15 protein-coding genes are annotated in these 18,185 nt (G+C 44.7%); 8 read left to right on the forward strand and 7 right to left on the reverse strand.

What is annotated here, in order from left to right:
- Positions 1-41: 41 nt before the first annotated feature.
- From QUF61_RS06990 to QUF61_RS07010, 5 genes are all read right to left on the reverse strand, one after another.
- Positions 42-2,108, reverse strand: a complete 2,067-nt coding sequence (locus QUF61_RS06990) for a CHASE3 domain-containing protein (protein WP_289681127.1) — start codon at positions 2,106-2,108, stop codon at positions 42-44.
- A 75-nt stretch (positions 2,109-2,183) separates the two neighbouring features.
- Positions 2,184-3,233, reverse strand: coding sequence for an agmatine deiminase family protein (locus tag QUF61_RS06995; RefSeq protein ID WP_289681128.1), 1,050 nt, complete (start codon positions 3,231-3,233; stop codon positions 2,184-2,186).
- Positions 3,234-3,300: 67 nt separating this feature from the next.
- Positions 3,301-3,645: a hypothetical protein gene (locus QUF61_RS07000; protein ID WP_289681129.1), complete on the reverse strand. Its 345-nt coding sequence runs from the start codon at positions 3,643-3,645 to the stop codon at positions 3,301-3,303.
- 123 nt (positions 3,646-3,768) lie between these two features.
- Positions 3,769-4,656, reverse strand: a complete 888-nt coding sequence (locus QUF61_RS07005; protein WP_103918425.1) for a phosphoribulokinase — start codon at positions 4,654-4,656, stop codon at positions 3,769-3,771.
- A 27-nt stretch (positions 4,657-4,683) separates the two neighbouring features.
- Positions 4,684-6,690: a transglutaminase TgpA family protein gene (locus QUF61_RS07010; protein WP_289681131.1), complete on the reverse strand. Its 2,007-nt coding sequence runs from the start codon at positions 6,688-6,690 to the stop codon at positions 4,684-4,686.
- Positions 6,691-6,833: 143 nt separating this feature from the next.
- Between QUF61_RS07010 and QUF61_RS07015 the strand changes: the two genes are divergently transcribed.
- Positions 6,834-8,102 (forward strand): TlpA disulfide reductase family protein, encoded by a 1,269-nt coding sequence (locus tag QUF61_RS07015; RefSeq protein ID WP_289681133.1) that lies wholly within the window; start codon positions 6,834-6,836, stop codon positions 8,100-8,102.
- A 40-nt stretch (positions 8,103-8,142) separates the two neighbouring features.
- On the opposite strand, the gene QUF61_RS07020 is transcribed toward QUF61_RS07015, so the two are convergent.
- Both QUF61_RS07020 and QUF61_RS07025 read right to left on the reverse strand, forming a co-directional pair.
- Positions 8,143-8,544 (reverse strand): YbaN family protein, encoded by a 402-nt coding sequence (locus tag QUF61_RS07020; RefSeq protein WP_103918422.1) that lies wholly within the window; start codon positions 8,542-8,544, stop codon positions 8,143-8,145.
- Between the two features lie 16 nt (positions 8,545-8,560).
- Positions 8,561-9,472 (reverse strand): class I SAM-dependent methyltransferase, encoded by a 912-nt coding sequence (locus QUF61_RS07025; RefSeq protein ID WP_103918421.1) that lies wholly within the window; start codon positions 9,470-9,472, stop codon positions 8,561-8,563.
- Positions 9,473-9,521: 49 nt separating this feature from the next.
- Between QUF61_RS07025 and QUF61_RS07030 the strand changes: the two genes are divergently transcribed.
- From QUF61_RS07030 to QUF61_RS07060, 7 genes are all read left to right on the forward strand, one after another.
- Positions 9,522-10,742, forward strand: a complete 1,221-nt coding sequence (locus QUF61_RS07030) for a glycosyltransferase family 4 protein (protein ID WP_289681136.1) — start codon at positions 9,522-9,524, stop codon at positions 10,740-10,742.
- Positions 10,743-10,871: 129 nt separating this feature from the next.
- Positions 10,872-11,942 carry a lipid II:glycine glycyltransferase FemX gene (locus QUF61_RS07035; protein ID WP_289681138.1) on the forward strand — a complete coding sequence of 357 codons (1,071 nt, stop codon included), beginning with the start codon at positions 10,872-10,874 and terminating at the stop codon, positions 11,940-11,942.
- Positions 11,943-12,143: 201 nt separating this feature from the next.
- Positions 12,144-13,364 (forward strand): AAA family ATPase, encoded by a 1,221-nt coding sequence (locus tag QUF61_RS07040; RefSeq protein WP_289681139.1) that lies wholly within the window; start codon positions 12,144-12,146, stop codon positions 13,362-13,364.
- Between the two features lie 8 nt (positions 13,365-13,372).
- Complete coding sequence (locus QUF61_RS07045) at positions 13,373-14,347, forward strand: hypothetical protein (protein ID WP_289681140.1); 975 nt, start codon at positions 13,373-13,375, stop codon at positions 14,345-14,347.
- A 25-nt stretch (positions 14,348-14,372) separates the two neighbouring features.
- Entirely contained in the window at positions 14,373-16,097 is a 1,725-nt protein-coding gene (locus tag QUF61_RS07050; protein ID WP_289681142.1) for a DUF262 domain-containing protein, read from the forward strand.
- A 19-nt stretch (positions 16,098-16,116) separates the two neighbouring features.
- Positions 16,117-16,599, forward strand: a complete 483-nt coding sequence (locus tag QUF61_RS07055) for a hypothetical protein (RefSeq protein ID WP_289681143.1) — start codon at positions 16,117-16,119, stop codon at positions 16,597-16,599.
- A gap of 11 nt (positions 16,600-16,610) precedes the next feature.
- Positions 16,611-17,864, forward strand: coding sequence for a DUF945 family protein (locus QUF61_RS07060; RefSeq protein WP_289681144.1), 1,254 nt, complete (start codon positions 16,611-16,613; stop codon positions 17,862-17,864).
- Positions 17,865-18,185: the final 321 nt, after the last annotated feature.

Raw genomic sequence — 18,185 nt, forward strand, 5'->3', positions numbered from 1 at the left:
CTTTGCCAAATGGTTCTTTAACCCGGATATTTCATAATACCTTATATCTTGAAAATGGATATACTTTTCCGCAGTTGTGTTGCCTGTTCAGAGAGTTGCAAGGTGGTGCCTGCCATCTCCTCAGAAGCACTGGCATTGGCCTGGGTCACTTGCTCCAGTTGCATTAAGGCTTGATTGATTTGCTCAAAACCTGCGGCTTGTTCACTGCTGGCAATAGCGATGCTCTGTACCAGTTCCGCAGTTTCACTGAAGTTTTTCACCATCTTTTGAATGAGTTCTCCGGTACTTTCTCCCTGAATGACACTGGTATCGGACAAGCCACTGATTTCCTTTGCTGCGACCTGACTGTCTTCTGCAAGCTTACGCACTTCCACGGCGACCACAGCAAAACCTTTGCCCTGCTCTCCTGCTCTCGCGGCTTCTATTGCTGCATTTAAAGCCAGTAAATTAATGCGGCGGGAAATTTCTTCAATAATGCTGATTTTTCCAGCAATTTTTTTCAAAGCAGCAATGGTTCCCTCTACTGCTTCCTGCCCTGCATGTGCATCCTTTGTTACCTGTGCAACCTTATCCTCAGTTTGTTGCGCATTTTCCATGTTCTGCTGTGTCGTTGCAGCCAGTTCTTCCATGGAAGCTGTACTTTCTTCCAGCGAAGCAGCTTGTTCCGTAGCACCCTGGGACAGACCCTGGGCGGCGGCACTTATTTCCTCACTACCACTGGCAACAGCATCTGAAGCACTGAGTGTATCACCGACGATATTTCTAAGACGTGCGACCATCGTTGCCAAGGCTTCTAAAATACCGGTTGTTTTATTGTTAAATTGTATGTCCAGTCTGCCATCTGCAACCTGCTGCGCAATTTCGGCAATTTTTGCAGGCTCGCCACCGACTTGTCTTAATACATTCACAATGACATAAGCGCCAATGGCAGTTGCAAATAGCAGGGCAAAAAATACGGCAGCATAAATAGCGTTTTTAGTATTTTCCGCAGCATTGATACTGGATTGTTGACGTATGCTCATCAAGCCTTGTTCTTCTGCAACAAAACTGCTCATCACCCCACGAAACTTATCAAAATATACCTTGCCATAGGCTTCCCCAACCTGATCGGCCATGTCATCCATGGTTTTGGCATCACCAATTTTTCGGCGCAGTTCTGTCATGGGTTTCACGACTTGCTGCTGCCATTCATGTATATTTTTTTCAATATCAGTGAGTAATTTCACTTGTTCGGGGTTGTCATTGATCGTATTTTTTAGCATGCTGGTCTGCTTAAAAAAGTTTTTTTCACCCTGTTGATAGGGTACGAGAAAGGCATCATTACCTGCCAGCAGATAACCACGCATACCAGTTTCCATATCAACGGTGCTGAGTAATATGGCTTGGGCCTGTTGTATCACGTTATAGGTATGGATAACCCATTTTCGGTTTTCCTGCATTGTTTTCAGGTTGCTTGTAATTTCTTTTCTGCTTGTCTCATAAGTCAGTCCATGATCTGTTAATAGTTTTTCTTTAGTTTTACCGATATGTTCTGAATTTTTAATCAACACTTGTTCTGCTGAATCTGAATTCTGCTCGCGTTTAGTCAACAGGTTTCTTTCCCTGCTGACAAAGGTATGAATTTGTCCTCTAAATTTATCGAAATAGTTTTTGCCACGCGCTTGCCCGACGAGATTTGCCATATCATTCATGGTTTCCGCATCGCCAATATTACGGCGTAATTGCAGCATGGGTTCCACCACTTTCTGCTGCCATTCCTGCAAAATATCCCTGGCTTCCTCCAGACGTTTGACCTGTTCCGGGTTGTCGCTGATAGTGCCTTGTAAAACTTCTATGCCCTTGAAGGTTTTTTGCTCCCCCGTGGTATAGGGCTTCAGAAAACTTTTTTTACCCGCCAGCAGATAACCGCGCATACCGGTTTCCATGTCCACAGCGGTGGCAACAACGGCATTTGCTTTTTCCAGTACGTCATGAGTGTGTTCAACCCATTTATTGGTCTCTAAAATTGCATTGATATTGATGACACTGAGTATGCCAATACCTAAAAGAAATACCAAGGGTATGGCAATACCTGTAATGACCTTAGCCTTAAGCCCAAAAAAATTCATGAGCACCCTCCTTCAGAATGAGCGATTCCAATTATAATGACTGGAATTGAGTTTTTATAACACAGGGTTGTGTTGTTAAACTTCTTTTCCACAGGGTAACTGCATGGCCATGCAATGTAAACTCCCATATTGTTCAATCAAGGCACGACAATGTATATCAATAATTTTCCGCTCTGGAAATGCCAGGGACAGGCGTTGATGGGCAATTTTATCGGCAGGATCGCCATATACCGGCAATAAGACGGCAGTATTAATAATTAAAAAATTGGCATAACTGGCGGGTAATCTCTGACCTTCTTGATTATATAAGGCTTGCGGCAGTGGCAGGGGGATGAGTTGATAGGCTTCGCCATTGCTTTGCCTGAACTGCGTCAATTCTTCATGCATTTGTTGCAAGGGTTGGTAATGAGAGTCTTGCGGATCTTCGCAAATACTATAGGCAATAGTATGGGCATTACAAAAACGTGCCAGCATGTCAATATGACTGTCGGTATCATCGCCTGCTATACCACCGTGTTCCAGCCATAAGATACGCTGCACGCCCAAGGTTTTTTTTAAATATGCTTCAATTGCTGCTTGTGTCCAGCCAGCGTTGCGCGTGGGAGCCAGCAGACATTCGCGGGTCGTCAGCAAGGTGCCGCAGCCATCACTGTCTATGCTGCCACCTTCCAGTATAAAATCTTTACTTTGCAGCGGACTGTCGATGCCGTTTTCAGTAAAAGCGCCTTGTTGATGCAGTTGCAAACTAATTTGATTATCACACGTAGCAGGATATTTATTACCCCAGCCATTAAATTGGAAGTCCAGCAGCACACGTTGTTGATTTGAATAGATGCTGATAAGCGAATGATCTCTGGTCCAACTGTCGTTAGAAGGTGCGATATATAGTTGATAAGCTGAAGTGGGAATACCACTGGTATTGAGTTTTTGTTGCAGGGTCTGGCGATGTGCCACATCCAGACAGGCGATAATCAGGGATTGATGTTTACTGATATGCAGACAGGCTTGCAGCAGCGTGTGTTCCACTGCATCCAGTTGAGTTCCCCAATCACCTTGCGCGTGGGGCCAGGTCAGTAATATTGCCGTTTGGGGTTCCCATTCGGCGGGAAGATGTCGAGACATCATTAATTTTATTTTGAAATAATATTGTAGAGATATCGCGCTGCTGCGTCTCTACGCAAATTGATTTTCCTCAAAGTGTATCAATTTCTGCGATAGATAAGCCCGTTGCCTGCGCAATGGTATTAACATCAACCCCCAGTTTTTTTAAATTTCTGGCAGTCTCTTTTTTAGCTTTGATCTCACCCAGTACATAAGTAGACTGATATAAACTGGCTTCACGGTGGCGTTGGTTTTGATGTTGTTCATAAGCCCAACGCTCTGCTGCGTCCATTTTCAGCACATCCAGCGTTTCTTTTGCCTGTGCTAAACCCTTGGCTAAGAGTTCAGACAAAAATCCTTCCAAAATAACAAAATTCGCTTTGCTTCTGAGGATTTTTTTAATGGCCCAGTCAAAACTGATAAGTTTTCTTGTCATAGCCCTATGCTTAAGCACTTACACAATTATCAATTCTATAAAAATCGTTATGGAAAATAATTTTTAAGGAGCCAACGGATAACACCCCTTTGAAGGGGTGTTATCCGTAAAACACAATATTTTTTAACCGCCTAACAAAGCTTTACGCTTGTCTTCCATCATCCTTGCAATGATGGGACGGAAAATCACTTCCATTGCAAAACCCATTTTACCGCCGGGGATTACCAGGCTGTTAGGGCGCGCCATGAAAGAGCCGTGGATCATATTCAGCAGATAATTATAATCCTGATCCCGATAACGATTAAAGCGAATTACGACCATGCTTTCATCAGCCGTTGGAATATCACGGGCAATAAAGGGGTTGGAGGTATCAACCAGCGGTACACGCTGGAAGTTAATATGGGTTTTGGTGAACTGCGGTACGATGTAGTTTACATAATCCGGCATACGGCGCAAAATGGTGTGAACCACTGCTTCAGTAGAATAACCGCGCTCATGCACGTCACGATGAATTTTCTGGATCCATTCCAGATTCACGCTGGGCACCACGCCAATCAGCAGGTCAACATAACGGCTGACATCAATGCCTTCCGCGTCATCGCTGACACCGCCATGTAAGCCTTCATAAAATAACAGGTCGGTATTTTCTGGCAAATCTGCCCATTCAGTAAAAGTACCAGGCTCCTGTTTATAAGGTGCGGCTTCTTCATCATTGTGCAGGTAATAACGCCGTTTGCCAGCGCCATCATTGGAGTAGTCTCGAAACAGGTTTTCCAGTTCCTTAAAGACGTTGGCATCCGGGCCAAAATGACTGAGATCACGACCTTCTGCATCGGCTTTGACAACGGCTTCTTTCATTTCTTTGCGGTTGAAACGATGGAAGCTGTCACCCTCAACAACGGCAGAGCTGATTTGTCCGCGACGGAAAATACCTTCAAAAGCTTTTTTAACCGTTGTGGTACCAGCACCGGAAGAACCGGTGATCGCAATAATCGGATGTTTTACAGACATAACAAAAAGTCTCCTTGGATTAAAAAATTATTTTCGCCCTTTTACAGGATGAAAATAACGTATTAGATTCTTCAGTGTCTTTAGCCCGGATTTTAATGTCCGGGGATCATTTTCACGATAACGCAAACGGGCGTACATCTCACTGATAGCCCAAATCTGTTCACTGGATGCGGGTTGTTGCCGCACGGCGCGGCGGGCAAAGTCCTCGGATCCTTCCCAGGGTTGACGCACCAAACCCGAACCTGCAAGTTTACGACAAAAACGCAAATATTGCTGCTGTAGGGGGTCCTTTTTATGCCAGTGATAACCTGATAGTATCCACCAGGCAGCAAGTAGCGTCAATACGCCTAAACAAATCAGTAGTAATAACAGTAAGTTGCGCTTGCTGATATGTTCCAGTCCAATGCGGGATAACAGATGATTTTGCTGGGCGCTGTTATAGTTTAACACCCATTGATTCCAACTATTATTAATTGCGTCCAGACCATAACGCAATTGTTGCCAGCTTATAAACAGCCAGGAATTTTCATCCAGCAGCATACCCAGCGGACGCACACTTTCCGGCAATGCCGTGGCAATGCCCTGATTAACTCTGGATGGCGCGACTTCTGCGGTGGGATCGATGCGTATCCAGCCCTTGCCTGCCAGCCAGACTTCCGTCCAGGCATGGGCATCACGTGCGCGCACGGTGAGAAAATCTCCCAGCGGATTCATCGTTCCTCCCTGATACCCCACTACCACCCGCGCGGGAATGCTGGCTGCGCGCATTAAGGTGACAAAAGCACTGCTATAGTGTTCACAAAATCCGGCCCGCTTGTCAAATAAAAAGCTATCCACCGGATCATCGGGCATTAATTCAGGTGCCAGTGTGTACTCAAATTCATTGTCTGAAAAATATAATAAAGCGCGTTTAATAATGGCTTCCGGGTTGGGATTGTCTTCCTGCCAGCTTTGCGCCAGGGCGCGGGCTTTGGGGTGCGCGCCAGCGGGTAGTTGCAAGGCACGATGGAAAGTTCGTAAGCTTGTTGCGCTGTTTAACTGTTGATAACTCAACTGATAGTCTGGATAAGCCTGCATACGGTATTGTACGCGCCGGTATAATTTTCGGCGCAGGCGCTGCTGTTGTCCGGCCTCTCTGTGTAAAGCCAGACGCAGTGGCAAACCTTGCGCGGCATCAGGGGAAATATCCAGGCTGTAGAGCCAGTTCTGCTGGTGTGACTCCAGGGTAATTTCATAGGGCACAGGCGTACCGGATACGCGAATTTTAGCGGCTGACAAGGGCGGCGTGCCTTGTGTCCAGGTACTGCCATCGGTATGCCACAATACCAGACCACGCCAATAGAGCTGATGATTTTTTGGGCGCTGCGCTGGAAAGCGTACCCGGAATGCGACTTTATCCGATAAACTCAATTCACTGAAACTACCGGGTGACATGGATTCACTAATACCGCTGAGCGCCTTGTCTGGACTGGTTTCAGGAATGCCCCATAAGGGCGTTGGCAGACGTGGAAACAAGACAAATAACACCAGTGCCAGCGGCATGGCCTGCACCAGCAGACGGGTGGCCAGTTGCAGGCGCTGGCGTATATCCAAACCATTTTGGGTGTCGTGTATACTGATTAAGGTGCCGGTGGTGATGAGTAACACCAGCATCAAATATAAGGCCGTGGGAATCGACTGAGAATACAAAAAATGTGTCATAATCAGGAAATAACTCAGGAAAATCAAAATAATCATTTCCCGATGACCACGCAATTCCAGCATTTTCAGCCCCAGCAAGCCCACCAACAGGGCAATGCCCGCATCGCGTCCATATAAACCCTTGTAGTGAATCACTATCACCGCCGCCAGGGTGATAGTCAGCAGCGTGCGCAGCAGCGCCCCCGGCAAATGCTGTGCATGTGCTAAAGCCCAGTAACGCCAGAATAACAGCCCCAAAAAAATCGGTGGCAGCCACCACGGCAGGCGCACGATATGGGGTAAAAATGCCAGTATCAGACTGAGGTTAAGCCACTGTAAAGTTTTCCTGTTCATTTTTTTGTATTCTGTGCTGTTGGCAATAGTTTCGCCAAATAATCCCGTTAGGGGTTTGCTTTATAGCGTTTTTGATATTTAATAATGATGTTTACTTTTTGTATACCATATTTTAATTCATAATCAACTAAATCCGGTAGTTTATGCGCCTGCTCATTATTTTATTTTTAAGTTGTTGGTTTGCTTCTTGTTATGTCAAAGCAGCAGAAGAACATGCGGTCACGCTCAGCGATGAATCTGAAATCATCCTGCACCAATATCCCGCTGCCAATAGCGAGTATCGACTGCTATGGGTTGCCAATGCTTTCGGCTTTCGTGACAGTCACCACCATGTGGCGGACTTGCTGGCTAAGGCAGGTTTTGATGTCTGGTTGACTGATTTGCAGGAATCCTTGTTTATGACGCGCAGCGTCCACCATATGCGCACACTCAGCGGACACTATGTGGCAGAGTTGCTTGAGCATTTACAGCAGGGCAGTGATAAAACTTTAATTTTGCTGGGGACACATTCGGCTGCAATGCCGATTCTGCACGGTGCGCATACCTGGCAGCTTAAACTCGGCGATAGCCGTGCTGTAGGCGGTATTGTGCTGTTTTCCCCCTCCTTGTACTTAAAAGTGCCACAACTGGGCGAAGATGCGCAATATTTGCCCGTACTCAGTCTCAACCGCCTGCCCATTTTTATTTTCCAGGCTGAAGGTGACGGTAATCGCTGGCATTTGGCAAATTTATTGGAAACCCTTCATGCTGGCGGCAGCAGTGTTTACGCTGAACTCATGCCCAACATCCGCAGCCTGTTTCCTTTTGATGATAGCCCCCCATCAGCGACTGCACAGATAATGCAGCAAAGCTTGCCCGACAAGCTCAAAGCGCGTTTATCACTGTTGCGCAATACAGCACTTGCGCCGATTCGCAAAACATCGCTGAAATTGCCTGAACTCAACACTGATTCAGGCGTGGATCAGCGTTTAAAACCCTATCGTGGAAAAATTCAACCCACGCCGATAGCACTCCCCGATGTCAACGGCAAGCACTACGCCCTGAACGATTATCTCGGGCGCGTAACCGTCGTAAATTTCTGGGCAAGCTGGTGTCCGCCTTGCGTGGAAGAAATTCCCTCGCTCAACCGTTTGCGCGAAAAAATGCACGATACGCCCTTTAGCCTGATTTCTGTGAACTATGCGGAAAAACCTGAAACCATCCAAAAATTTATGCAGCAAGTTGTGGTTGATTTCCCCGTGTTAATGGATGAGGAAGGGCACGTTTCTGCACAATGGAAAGTCTTTGCTTATCCTTCCACGTTCATTATCGACCCGCAAGGAAAAATAGCCTACGGCGTGAACGCAGGCATTGAATGGGATACACCGGAAGTGCTGAGCACTTTGCATGGCTTGCTTAGGAACGGTCAGTAAATAACAAAACACAGGTCACAACTATGCAGAATCATTGGTATTACTCATCATCTAAACTTTGAGCCATTAAAGGCGCTTCTTTGATACGCCAGATAAAAAAGAGTAAAACGACAGCGATACCCACCAACAATAACTGAAGCAGAACCTTGTCAGCAAAAATGGCGATGGATATTGAAAAGCTGATAATAATGATGAAATATATCTTGTATTTGATTCTCCGTGGTAAAGCTTTTTTAGCTTCCCATTGTTTTAAGGTTGGGCCAAACCAAGCATTATTGAGCAGCATTTTATGGAATCTGGGTGAACTTTTTGAAAACAATGCTAAAGCAATAAGCAAAAATGGCGTGGTAGGCAATATTGGCAAGATGACGCCAATAAGCCCTAAACCAATAAAAAACCAACCAAAAATAATAAGTAGATGATTTTGTAATATTTTTATCATATTTCAAAAACCGTGTTTATTTCTTGTTTTGTTGCCGTTTCATCACATAAGACAGCGAAGGTATAATATACCGTCCCAGGCTACCGAGCTTGGACACCAGCCCATAATATAAACCTTTCCAGCGCCCCGGCCCTGCAACCACTTCCGGTTCATCACCATAAGGCAGGTAATAAGGAAAAGCATCCAGATACTTTTGGTAGGAAATGTAATGCAGCCAGTTGGAAACTGGTTTAAATCCAGGCATTTGCCGTTTCAAGGAAAACGGTGACCAGAATAAGTTATCATTTTCCGTGGTGCCACCAACCCTTCCAAACAGCTTTGCGTAGACCTCACGTAAAGGAATCGGCAACCAATGACAGAAAGGCAATTCCGTATCATGGGCAATAATGGGAAACCATAAATTCGGCGTGGTCAAGATAATTAAATCCCGGCTGATGCGGCATAAATCCGGGATACCGGTAGGATCGTGATAAATATGCTCCAGCACTTCAATGCAATACACAATATCTATGCTACGATCCGCCATAGGTAATTTTCCTAATGGCGCAACCTGCCACTCTATGTGCTCGGCAATACCCAAGATTTCCGCAATTTTTTTACCCGCCATTAAACGCGCGCCATCAGGCTCTACCGCGATAATTTTGGCATCCGTGGTAAATGCCAGTGCCATTGCCATCCAACCATAACCCGTGCCGACATCAGCAATCACTGTCTGTTGATTAATTTCGCTGAAATCCGGTAACTGGCAGACAAAGCGTCGGGTAAAATAATCCAGGGTTGCCGGAATATCCAGTACCACATACTGGGAGTCACGGAAGGTTTCAACCTGCTTGATTTGCTCTAATTGTTCAGCACTGAACAATTGCTGGAAATCAATCATTTTTAAGCCGGAGGCATTGGGTGATTTGACTGCTTGGGATTGTGTCATGTTGTAACTCACTTATTCAGGAACAGAATTACGTTATAATAGCGTCATTATGCCTAAGAAAAAAACGATACTTGCCTATCTCACATCCGATTTTCCGGTACTGAGTCATACTTTCATTTCCCGCGAAGTCAAAGGGCTGGAAAAACTGGGTTACAGCATTCGCCACTTATCCATTCATCGTCCCGCAGCGGAAGAAATTTCCAAAGAGGATGAGGTATTTAAAGGCAAGGTATTTTATATTTTTCCGTTAAAAAAATGGGATTTTATCTGGACGCATATACGGTTTCTTTTGCGTATGCCCTTGCGCTATTTATATTATTTTTTTTATATTATCTCACGTCCCGATACCCGTCTTCACGACCGTATCCGCACAGTTTACCATTTTGCCGAAGCGGTTTATCTGGCGGCTGAAGTTGAACGCCAGGGTATTACCCATATTCATGCGCATTTCTATCACAATAATGCCACGATTGCGCTGCTGGTGGCAAAACTGCTGGGTATCAGCTACAGCATTACCGCACATGGCAGTGCTTTGCTTATTGAGCGGGTACTGATTAAGGAAAAAACCGAAAGCGCGCAGTTTATTCTGTGTATTTCTCAATATAATAAAAACTTTATTCTCAAACATTATCCACAATACGCGGACAAGGTTTTTGTGGTGCATTGCGGCTTGAATCCGCAGCAGTTTCTGCCTGCCCCACCCCCCGCCAATGATAAATTGACCTTATTGGCCATTGGGCGTTTTGTACCGGTTAAAGCCTATGCTGATTTATTAAAAGCCTGTTTCTTACTGAAACAACAGGGTCTGGATTTTCGTTGTGTATTAATTGGCGATGGCCCGGAAAGTGAAAAATTACAGCAACTTATCGCAGATTATCAATTGCAGGATGTGATTGAAATGCCTGGCATCGTGTTACAGGAAAAAATCCAGGCTTATTTTGAGCAGGCTGATATTTTTGTACTTTCCAGTATCAGTGAAGGCATTCCTGTGGTATTAATGGAAGCCATGTCCAAACAGGTGCCTGTGGTCGCCACGCACATTACCGGTATTCCTGAACTGGTGGAAGACGGGGTGAGTGGTTATTTACCCCCACCCGCTAATCCAGAGGCATTTGCTGCCGCGATACAAAAGCTCGCCACTGACGCAGCTTTGCGCCAGCACATGGGGCAGGCAGGACGCAACAAGATTCTGGCTGAGTTTGATATAGAAAAAAATATTTTAGAGCGTAAAGCCATTTATGACCGCTACTTAGGAGTGAGAATTTTATAACTTCAGAAACTGGACTTATTTCATCCTCACTCCTTAACTTGAGTTTGGTGTAAGCTCGATCAGCGCTAAAGGCGTTGAAAACTGCTTCCTCCTTACGCTAAATTATTGATAAGGAAATTATCCAAGATCATGGCACCATTAGCCGAAACCTATCAGCTTGAAGTCGATTCAATTGCTGAAACCAACTGGTATCAATTACTGGAACAATTCACCGATGCCAGTCTGTATCAGACCTGGGCTTATGGCAAGGTACGCTGGGGAGAGGATAACCTCAGTCACTGCGTATTAAAACAAGGTGATAATATTGTCGCAGCGGCGCAGTTGCGCATAATGCGCTTGCCCGTGCTGCCCGGTGGCATTGCTTATCTGCGCTGGGGCGGTCTGTGGCAGTCTAAAAACCAGCCCCCCAACCCGGAACATTTCCGTCAGATGTCACGCGCTTTGCGCGATGAATACGCTAAAAAACGCGGTTTGTTGCTGCGTATTTTACCCAACATCCGCGATGATGCCGCCGCCCAGGAGCAAATTGACATTCTGGCGCAGGAAAATTATCAGCGCAAACCACTGGCAGAAGGTGGGCGCACTTTATACGTTGACCTCAGCTTGTCTGAAGAAGCCTTGCGGGCAGCGCTGAAACCGCGTTGGCGCAATTATCTGAAACGTGCAGAAAAACTGGGTTTTGAACTGATTGAAGGCAGCAGCGATGAACTTTACGAACAATTTCAGGCTGCCTATCGTCAAATGCACCAGCGCAAGCAGTTTGTGGAATATGTGGATATTGAAGAATATCGTGACATGCAGCAAGCCCTGCCCCCAAATTTTAAGATGCATGTCATGTTATGCCGCTTGGATGGTGAAATCCAGGCCGCGATTATCTGCGCGGCAGCAGGTGACATGGGGATTTATGCCTTAGGCGCGACCAGCGATGAAGGTTTGAAAAACCGCGCTTCTTATCTGCTGCATTGGAATATGCTCCTATGGCTGCAACAGCAGGGCTACCGCTGGTATGACCTGGGCGGCATCAACCCGGACAAGGTGCCCGGCACCGCGCAGTTTAAGTATGGTCTGGCAGGCAAGCAAGGTGTTGATGCCTATCCGATTGGACAATTTGATTACTGTAGCCAGCCGCTTAGCTGTATCAGCGTAGCACTGGCGGATAAGTTGCGGATGTTGTATCGGAAATTAAAGGAAATGCGTTAGAGATAGTACCTTAGGTAACTCGCAGCGAATAATACCCCCCATTTCGCTGGTCTTTTTACCCGTTTTCCGCGTTATAAAAACCGTTACATAGCTCACTATGCGCCGGTTTTCACGCCTTGAAAACAGATAAAAATCCTGCGCGCTATGGGGGTGTTATTTCTTGCGAGTTACCTTAAACCATGATTAAAAACATAAAACCCTATGAAAATCACGTCTTTTAATTGTAAAGGCTATAAAGCCTTCCGCGATGAAGCACAAATCAATCTCAGACCTTTAACCCTGCTTTTTGGTAAAAATAACAGTGGTAAATCAACGCTTCTACGCTTACCACGCCTTTTGTTACGTGCCTTATCAACACGAGCAGGCCGTGATTTTCCCGTTAAGGTTGATGAATTAGATTTTGCAGGGCGTTTTTGTGACTTAACTCATGGCGGTTTGGCGCATGGTGCAGCTTCCTTTGGCTTTGTCCTGAATGAGCAAGAAAAGAAACTGGATGTACAAGCCACCGTTCAAAATGTACAAAATCCGTTTTCAACAGACAAAGAACACTCAGAATTCAGTATTGTATCCCAGTTGCATATTGAACATCCTCAATTTCCGCTTCACCTGGAATGGGAACCACAAGCAAAAACAATTGCTTCTTACCATGGATTTGGAGAAATACCTTTTCGAGGTCTATTACCTGATACACGCAGTGCCTACAAAGAATCCCGAGCATTTATAGAAGACTGGCGGGAGTCCGTACAAGATTTTGAAGATCGGGTTTCCCATTTAGGCCCGATACGTAGTGAAATTCCCCGTGTTTTTGAGACTGGAGTTTCGACACCACTGGGCTTTGATGGCGCGGGTGCTGTAGCCCGTTTAGACAGGGATCGTAATTTGCTGGATTTAGTTTCAGACTGGTTTCAGCAACACCTTGATGGTTGGCGTATTACACTGGATTATGCTGGCAGTGCTTACCATTGCTTATTGCAGCGTGGTAGTATCAGTGTCAATCTTGCTGATGTTGGTCATGGCATTCAGCAAGTATTACCGGTTATCGTGCAACAATTGTCTCATCAGACATCTTCCGATAAGAGCTTGCTTGATCTGTTAGAGCAACCTGAACTCCACCTACATGCCGCCGCCCATGCACCACTGGGAGATCTTTTTCTGGACACGGCGCGTAAAGGCTCAACCCAGGTACTGGTAGAAACCCACTCAGAAAACCTGTTATTACGCATACGTCGGCGCATAGCCGAAGGTTTGGATCCTCATTTGGTTGCGCTCTATTTTGTATTGGAACACCCTGATGGTTACAGCACTATAAAGCCTATAGAAATTCTGCCTGATGGTTCAGTCGATTGGTGGCCAAAAGGTGTATTCACTGAAGGCTATGAAGAATTAAAGGCCCTGCATCGGGCGCGGCGGGGGAAGGAATAGGCAACACTATGAAAGTAACCATCGCTGAAGATGTTGTCAGCAATCCTGATTATTGGCGCTTTCTTGATCGTATTATAAACAAGATTGCTGATGAGTGGCATGTTTGGCAAATTGATGATACTGAAGTGATTGAGGCAAGTGGCTGGTTGGAGAGAACTGGGTGTGAATGGCTACAAGAACTTTTTAATAAAGCGGCTATGGCGGCTGATTTAAATGCCCATGCTGATTTCCCTAAACAAAAAATTATAGTTTCCACCAAACCACTTACTGATGCTTTACCACCCCGGCAAGCCGCTGATTATGTGAGTACCCCACTGGTGATTTTGATGGAAAACCGTTTTACAGATGGTCTTTTTATCAATAGCGTTCTGGATTTTCTAGCGCCTGAAGCAATAAATGAGCAGCGCCAAAACGCACCAGGTTTTATTTATTATGATAGTTCAGGCGGAATCGGAGAATTACCCAAACTGATCACAGATTATGTTCAACAGAGAAAAAGTAAGGGGATTCCATTCCGGGGCGTTGTATTTACCGATAGTGATGCCAAAATACCCGGTGAGATACACAAAAATGCGCGTTTGGTACAAGAAACTTGTGAAACTGAAGACGTTCCGTGCCTTATTTTATCGAAGTGTACCATTGAAAACTATATTCCGGATGAAGTTTTGGAAGCCTGGATACCCTCAACACCACATTATGAAAAGCGTTGTATTCTTGAAGCTGTTAAGCGGCTCAAACCAGCACAACGTGATCATTACCCAATGAAAAAAGGTTTAAATCTGTCAGGTGCCAGTGCATCAGTACATAAGCTTTATGAAAATATCAGTGAAGCTGATCGAATAGAGTTGGCTAAAGGTTTTGGTAAAGAGGTTATCGAAAAGCTCAATAATTTTAATAATGTAATTACTGCCAAAGCACTGCGCCAACGTGACGGACAAGGTGAACTGGATTATCTGGTTGAACTAATTCTATCTGAGCTTTAAGCGCTATATTTACAGGAATAAAATAATGTCATCAATACCTGAACTCAAACCGGAAGTGACGTTTATATTTGAACTACTCACTGAAGTCAGAGTGGGCAAACTGCGTATTCCAAAGTTTCAGCGCTCTTATGTCTGGCGACGCCAGCAAATGACTGAATTGCTGGATAGTATCAATCGCCAATTTCCAATTGGCAGCCTGTTGGTGTGGGAAACTGAAGAGAAGGTCAGCAGCCGCAACTGGATTGGGCCATTGGCGATACCTGCCGCACCTTCAGCGCTTAGCGCTCATGTGTTAGACGGGCAACAACGCTTGTCTACCTTGACCGGCGTGTTAATGGCTGCGGCGGAGAATAAAAGTAAAACTCAAAATGATGATGAAGACCCTGAGCGTTGGTGGATTTGGTTTAATATCCGGGATGATATTTTTGAGCATCCTAAATCTCCTGATGCTAAACCTGAATCCTGGCACTTTCCTATGTGGAAGTTATTAGATACTGTTTCTTTTTTACATGAATCACAACGTATTTTGCAGGACAATGGAGATAAGGGGGCTGCGTATGTGCAAAAAATACAAGAACTGTTACAGCGCTTTCAGTCCTATAAGGTGCCTGTTATTCGCATCAAGTATACGGGGATTAACCGGGCGGTAGAGATTTTTGCCCGGCTGAATTCAAAAGGTCAACCCATAAGTCCTGATGAAATGGTCTCAGCACTCAGTTATCGGGAAAATCAAGTAACTATTTCAGAACATATTAATGCGATTCTTGAAGCGTTGGATAAGTATGGATTTAGAAATATTGATCGGGTTACGATTTTACGCTCGCTGTTGGCTATTTTAGGTGAAGATGTTTATCGAACTGACTGGACACGATTTACCGATACCAACCGCACTGATCCCAGAGACAAATTACAGACTGTTGTAGAGCAAACGCAAACAGCCCTAATAAAATCATTAGAGTTTTTGGCTAAACTGGGCGTTTATAATCATCGCCTGTTACCTTATTCCATGCAACTGGTTGTGTTAAGCAGTTTTTTTTCATCCTGCTCTGAGCCTACTCCAGCACAAATAAACTTTCTCGAGCGTTGGTTTTGGGTCTCATCATTTACTGGTTGGTTTGCTTCACGAGGCTCCTCAAAAGTAGGTGCCCTGATTAAAGAATTTCGGGAACAAATTGCTACAGAAGACAATCCTGAGCTTCTTGAGAGTATGCGTCTGGATGAACCTGCTCAAGCTTTTCCTAAAACCTTTAATATGCGCAGTGCAAGAGTGAGGAGCTTACTGTTGGTAATGATTGCTCAAGAACCATATTATAAAAAACAGTACTCAAAAAATAAAATTTCTTATGAAAAAATTCCAGTTAAAAAACTCAGTACATTATTTGCAGAACATGGGCATCTTGCTATCGGTAAAATTGCAGCAACAGTCAATGATAAAACACTGGCCTCCAGTCCTGCTAATAGAGTATTAAACCTTGCTTTATTTAGTGGATCTGGAACTGTGAGTTCCAATAGTGATTTTAGTCAGGCTAAAAACTGGCTTACACAACTGGACGGCGATGCAAATAATATATTGAAAAGCCATGCCATACCTGTTGATGCTTTATCTGATTTGAAAAATAATAAGGCAGATATTTTTCTGCAAAAGCGACTTGATTATCTCATTGAACTGGAAAGAGATTTCATGAAGTCAAAAGGTGTTAACCTGCCTTTAGGTCGTGAAATTCGAGCAGTAGCAATTGATACGGAATAGAGGCATAAATATAGTAGATATGAATATTTCATTTTTTAAGTCAATAATATTCACCTTATTCTGTTTTTGTTCATTGTTATTGACTTTGTCCGTTTCTGCAACAGCGCAAACTGGTGCTGGCCTGCAAATTACCGGTTTATACGCAGAAAACCCGGTGGCTCAGGGGCAAAATTATCGCTTATTCGTGCAGCTATCGATTCAAAATCGTAATCCACATCCAAGCCCGGATTTATTGCTGCGTTTAACTTATACCACCGCCACAGGGCAGCAAATCACGCTGGAAAATGAAACTTTACCCGCCTTGTATCATCATAAACCTGAAGAAATACGACTGGCTCCAATACCCGCAGCAAGCACGATTGACTTACGGGGATTTGTGTTATTGCCACTGACCTGGTATCGGGGGGCAGGGACACTGGAAGCCAGTTTATTCACTTGCAAGGCTCACAGCCCAAGCTGTCAGTTTCTGGCAAGGCAGGATATTCCACTGACTTTATATTGAGAAGTTGTCTAATGAAAAAAATCCTGCTGCTCATCACCTTGTTGCTGTTGTTATTACTGGTATTTATGCCTGGTCTGACCAGTTTTGGCAGTGCTTATTATCTGGAAAATCTTCAGCAACAGGCACAAGAGCAGCCACAAATTGAAAACCTGGCGTGGCAGCAACAGACAGGCTGGTGGATGTCCAGCGACGAAATTAACTTAAAATTGGCAGTGCTGCCAGAAACGCTTAGCATTAAACAACAGCGTCATCATGGCTGGCTGCCGTTTAAGGTGCCGGAAATCTCAACTTATGTCAGCCCCGGAGAAAAACTGACTTCACAACTGCAAAGTCTGTTAGGTTCCGGGGAACAACTCTATGTCCACAGTCGTCTGGTACTGGATGGTTATATTGAAAGCCGCTGGCAATGGCAGGCGAAAAACCCGCATCAGCAACAGGATGACTATTTTGCAGCACAAGGCACGCTGCAACTACAAAAAATGCAACCACAACTTAGCAGTTACAGCTTTATACCCAAAATACAGTGGTCTGCTACAGCGCTGCCGGTCACAATCAATGCATTAACCATTAATGCAACAGCGCAAAAAGACAAAGACAATGATTTACACCACGGCGCAGACATTGAAGCCCATATTGAGGGCATCCAGTTAGATTTTCCCTTACAGCAGACAGTGCAACTGAACAATAACCAGTGGCATTTTGGCGGTGATATACAGGAAAACCAGCTTAATCTCTCCGCACAGGGAAAGGTGGACGATATACAATGGGAAAATAAACCTTGGGGCAAAGCACAGTGGCTGCTTAAGCTGCAAAACCTGGATGCACAAAAAACGCTTGAACTACTCAAAATTCTAAAAAAACCACAATATCAACAGCGTTATTTGCTACCGCTGTTTTTGCTGAAAGAAGGTAAACATTTACTGGCCCATAACCCGGCATTAGAAACCCTGCAATTACATCTGCAAACGCAAGACGGGGATGTTAAATTAAACATGAGCGTGCGCAGTCGTTTTGACGCTAAAACAGGGGCAATCACGGATTTATCAAAATTATTAAAAATCCAGGGTGCACTGGAACAGCCTTTAGCTGTATTGGAAAAACTGACACGCCTGCAATTGGCACTGCAATGGCAAATGCAGGGTAAGGCGTTTAATGCAGACTTGTTAGCGCAACAGGCCCGGATACGAGTGCAGGAACAGGTTCAATATTGGGTTAAACGCGGTTTTGGGCGTCTGGAAAATAATGTCTATTATCTGCAATACTGACAACTTCAGAAATTATTGGTGAATCTATTGCGTCTTGTTCCGTCTTCGCTCATGATGGTTCAGCAAAACATCACAAATTAAACTAAAAAAGTGGACAAATATTGTCCGCTTTTTTAGTTTCCTTACTTGATGAAAAGGTTTAGATTTTTATACATTCTGCCCTTCCTTTGTACAAAAAAGTTTTCAGGACAGTTGGCAGGGCAATCGCATTAAAAATTTAATAAATACCATAGTGTTATGTAGTTCTTGGTTTTTACGACGTGCCCAATAAAATTTTTAGCAGATATGTTTCATTCCAACCAGCTTTGAGACGTTTGGTTT

It is taken from the genome of Candidatus Venteria ishoeyi, assembly GCF_030378065.1.
Lineage (GTDB): Bacteria > Pseudomonadota > Gammaproteobacteria > Beggiatoales > Beggiatoaceae > Venteria > Venteria ishoeyi.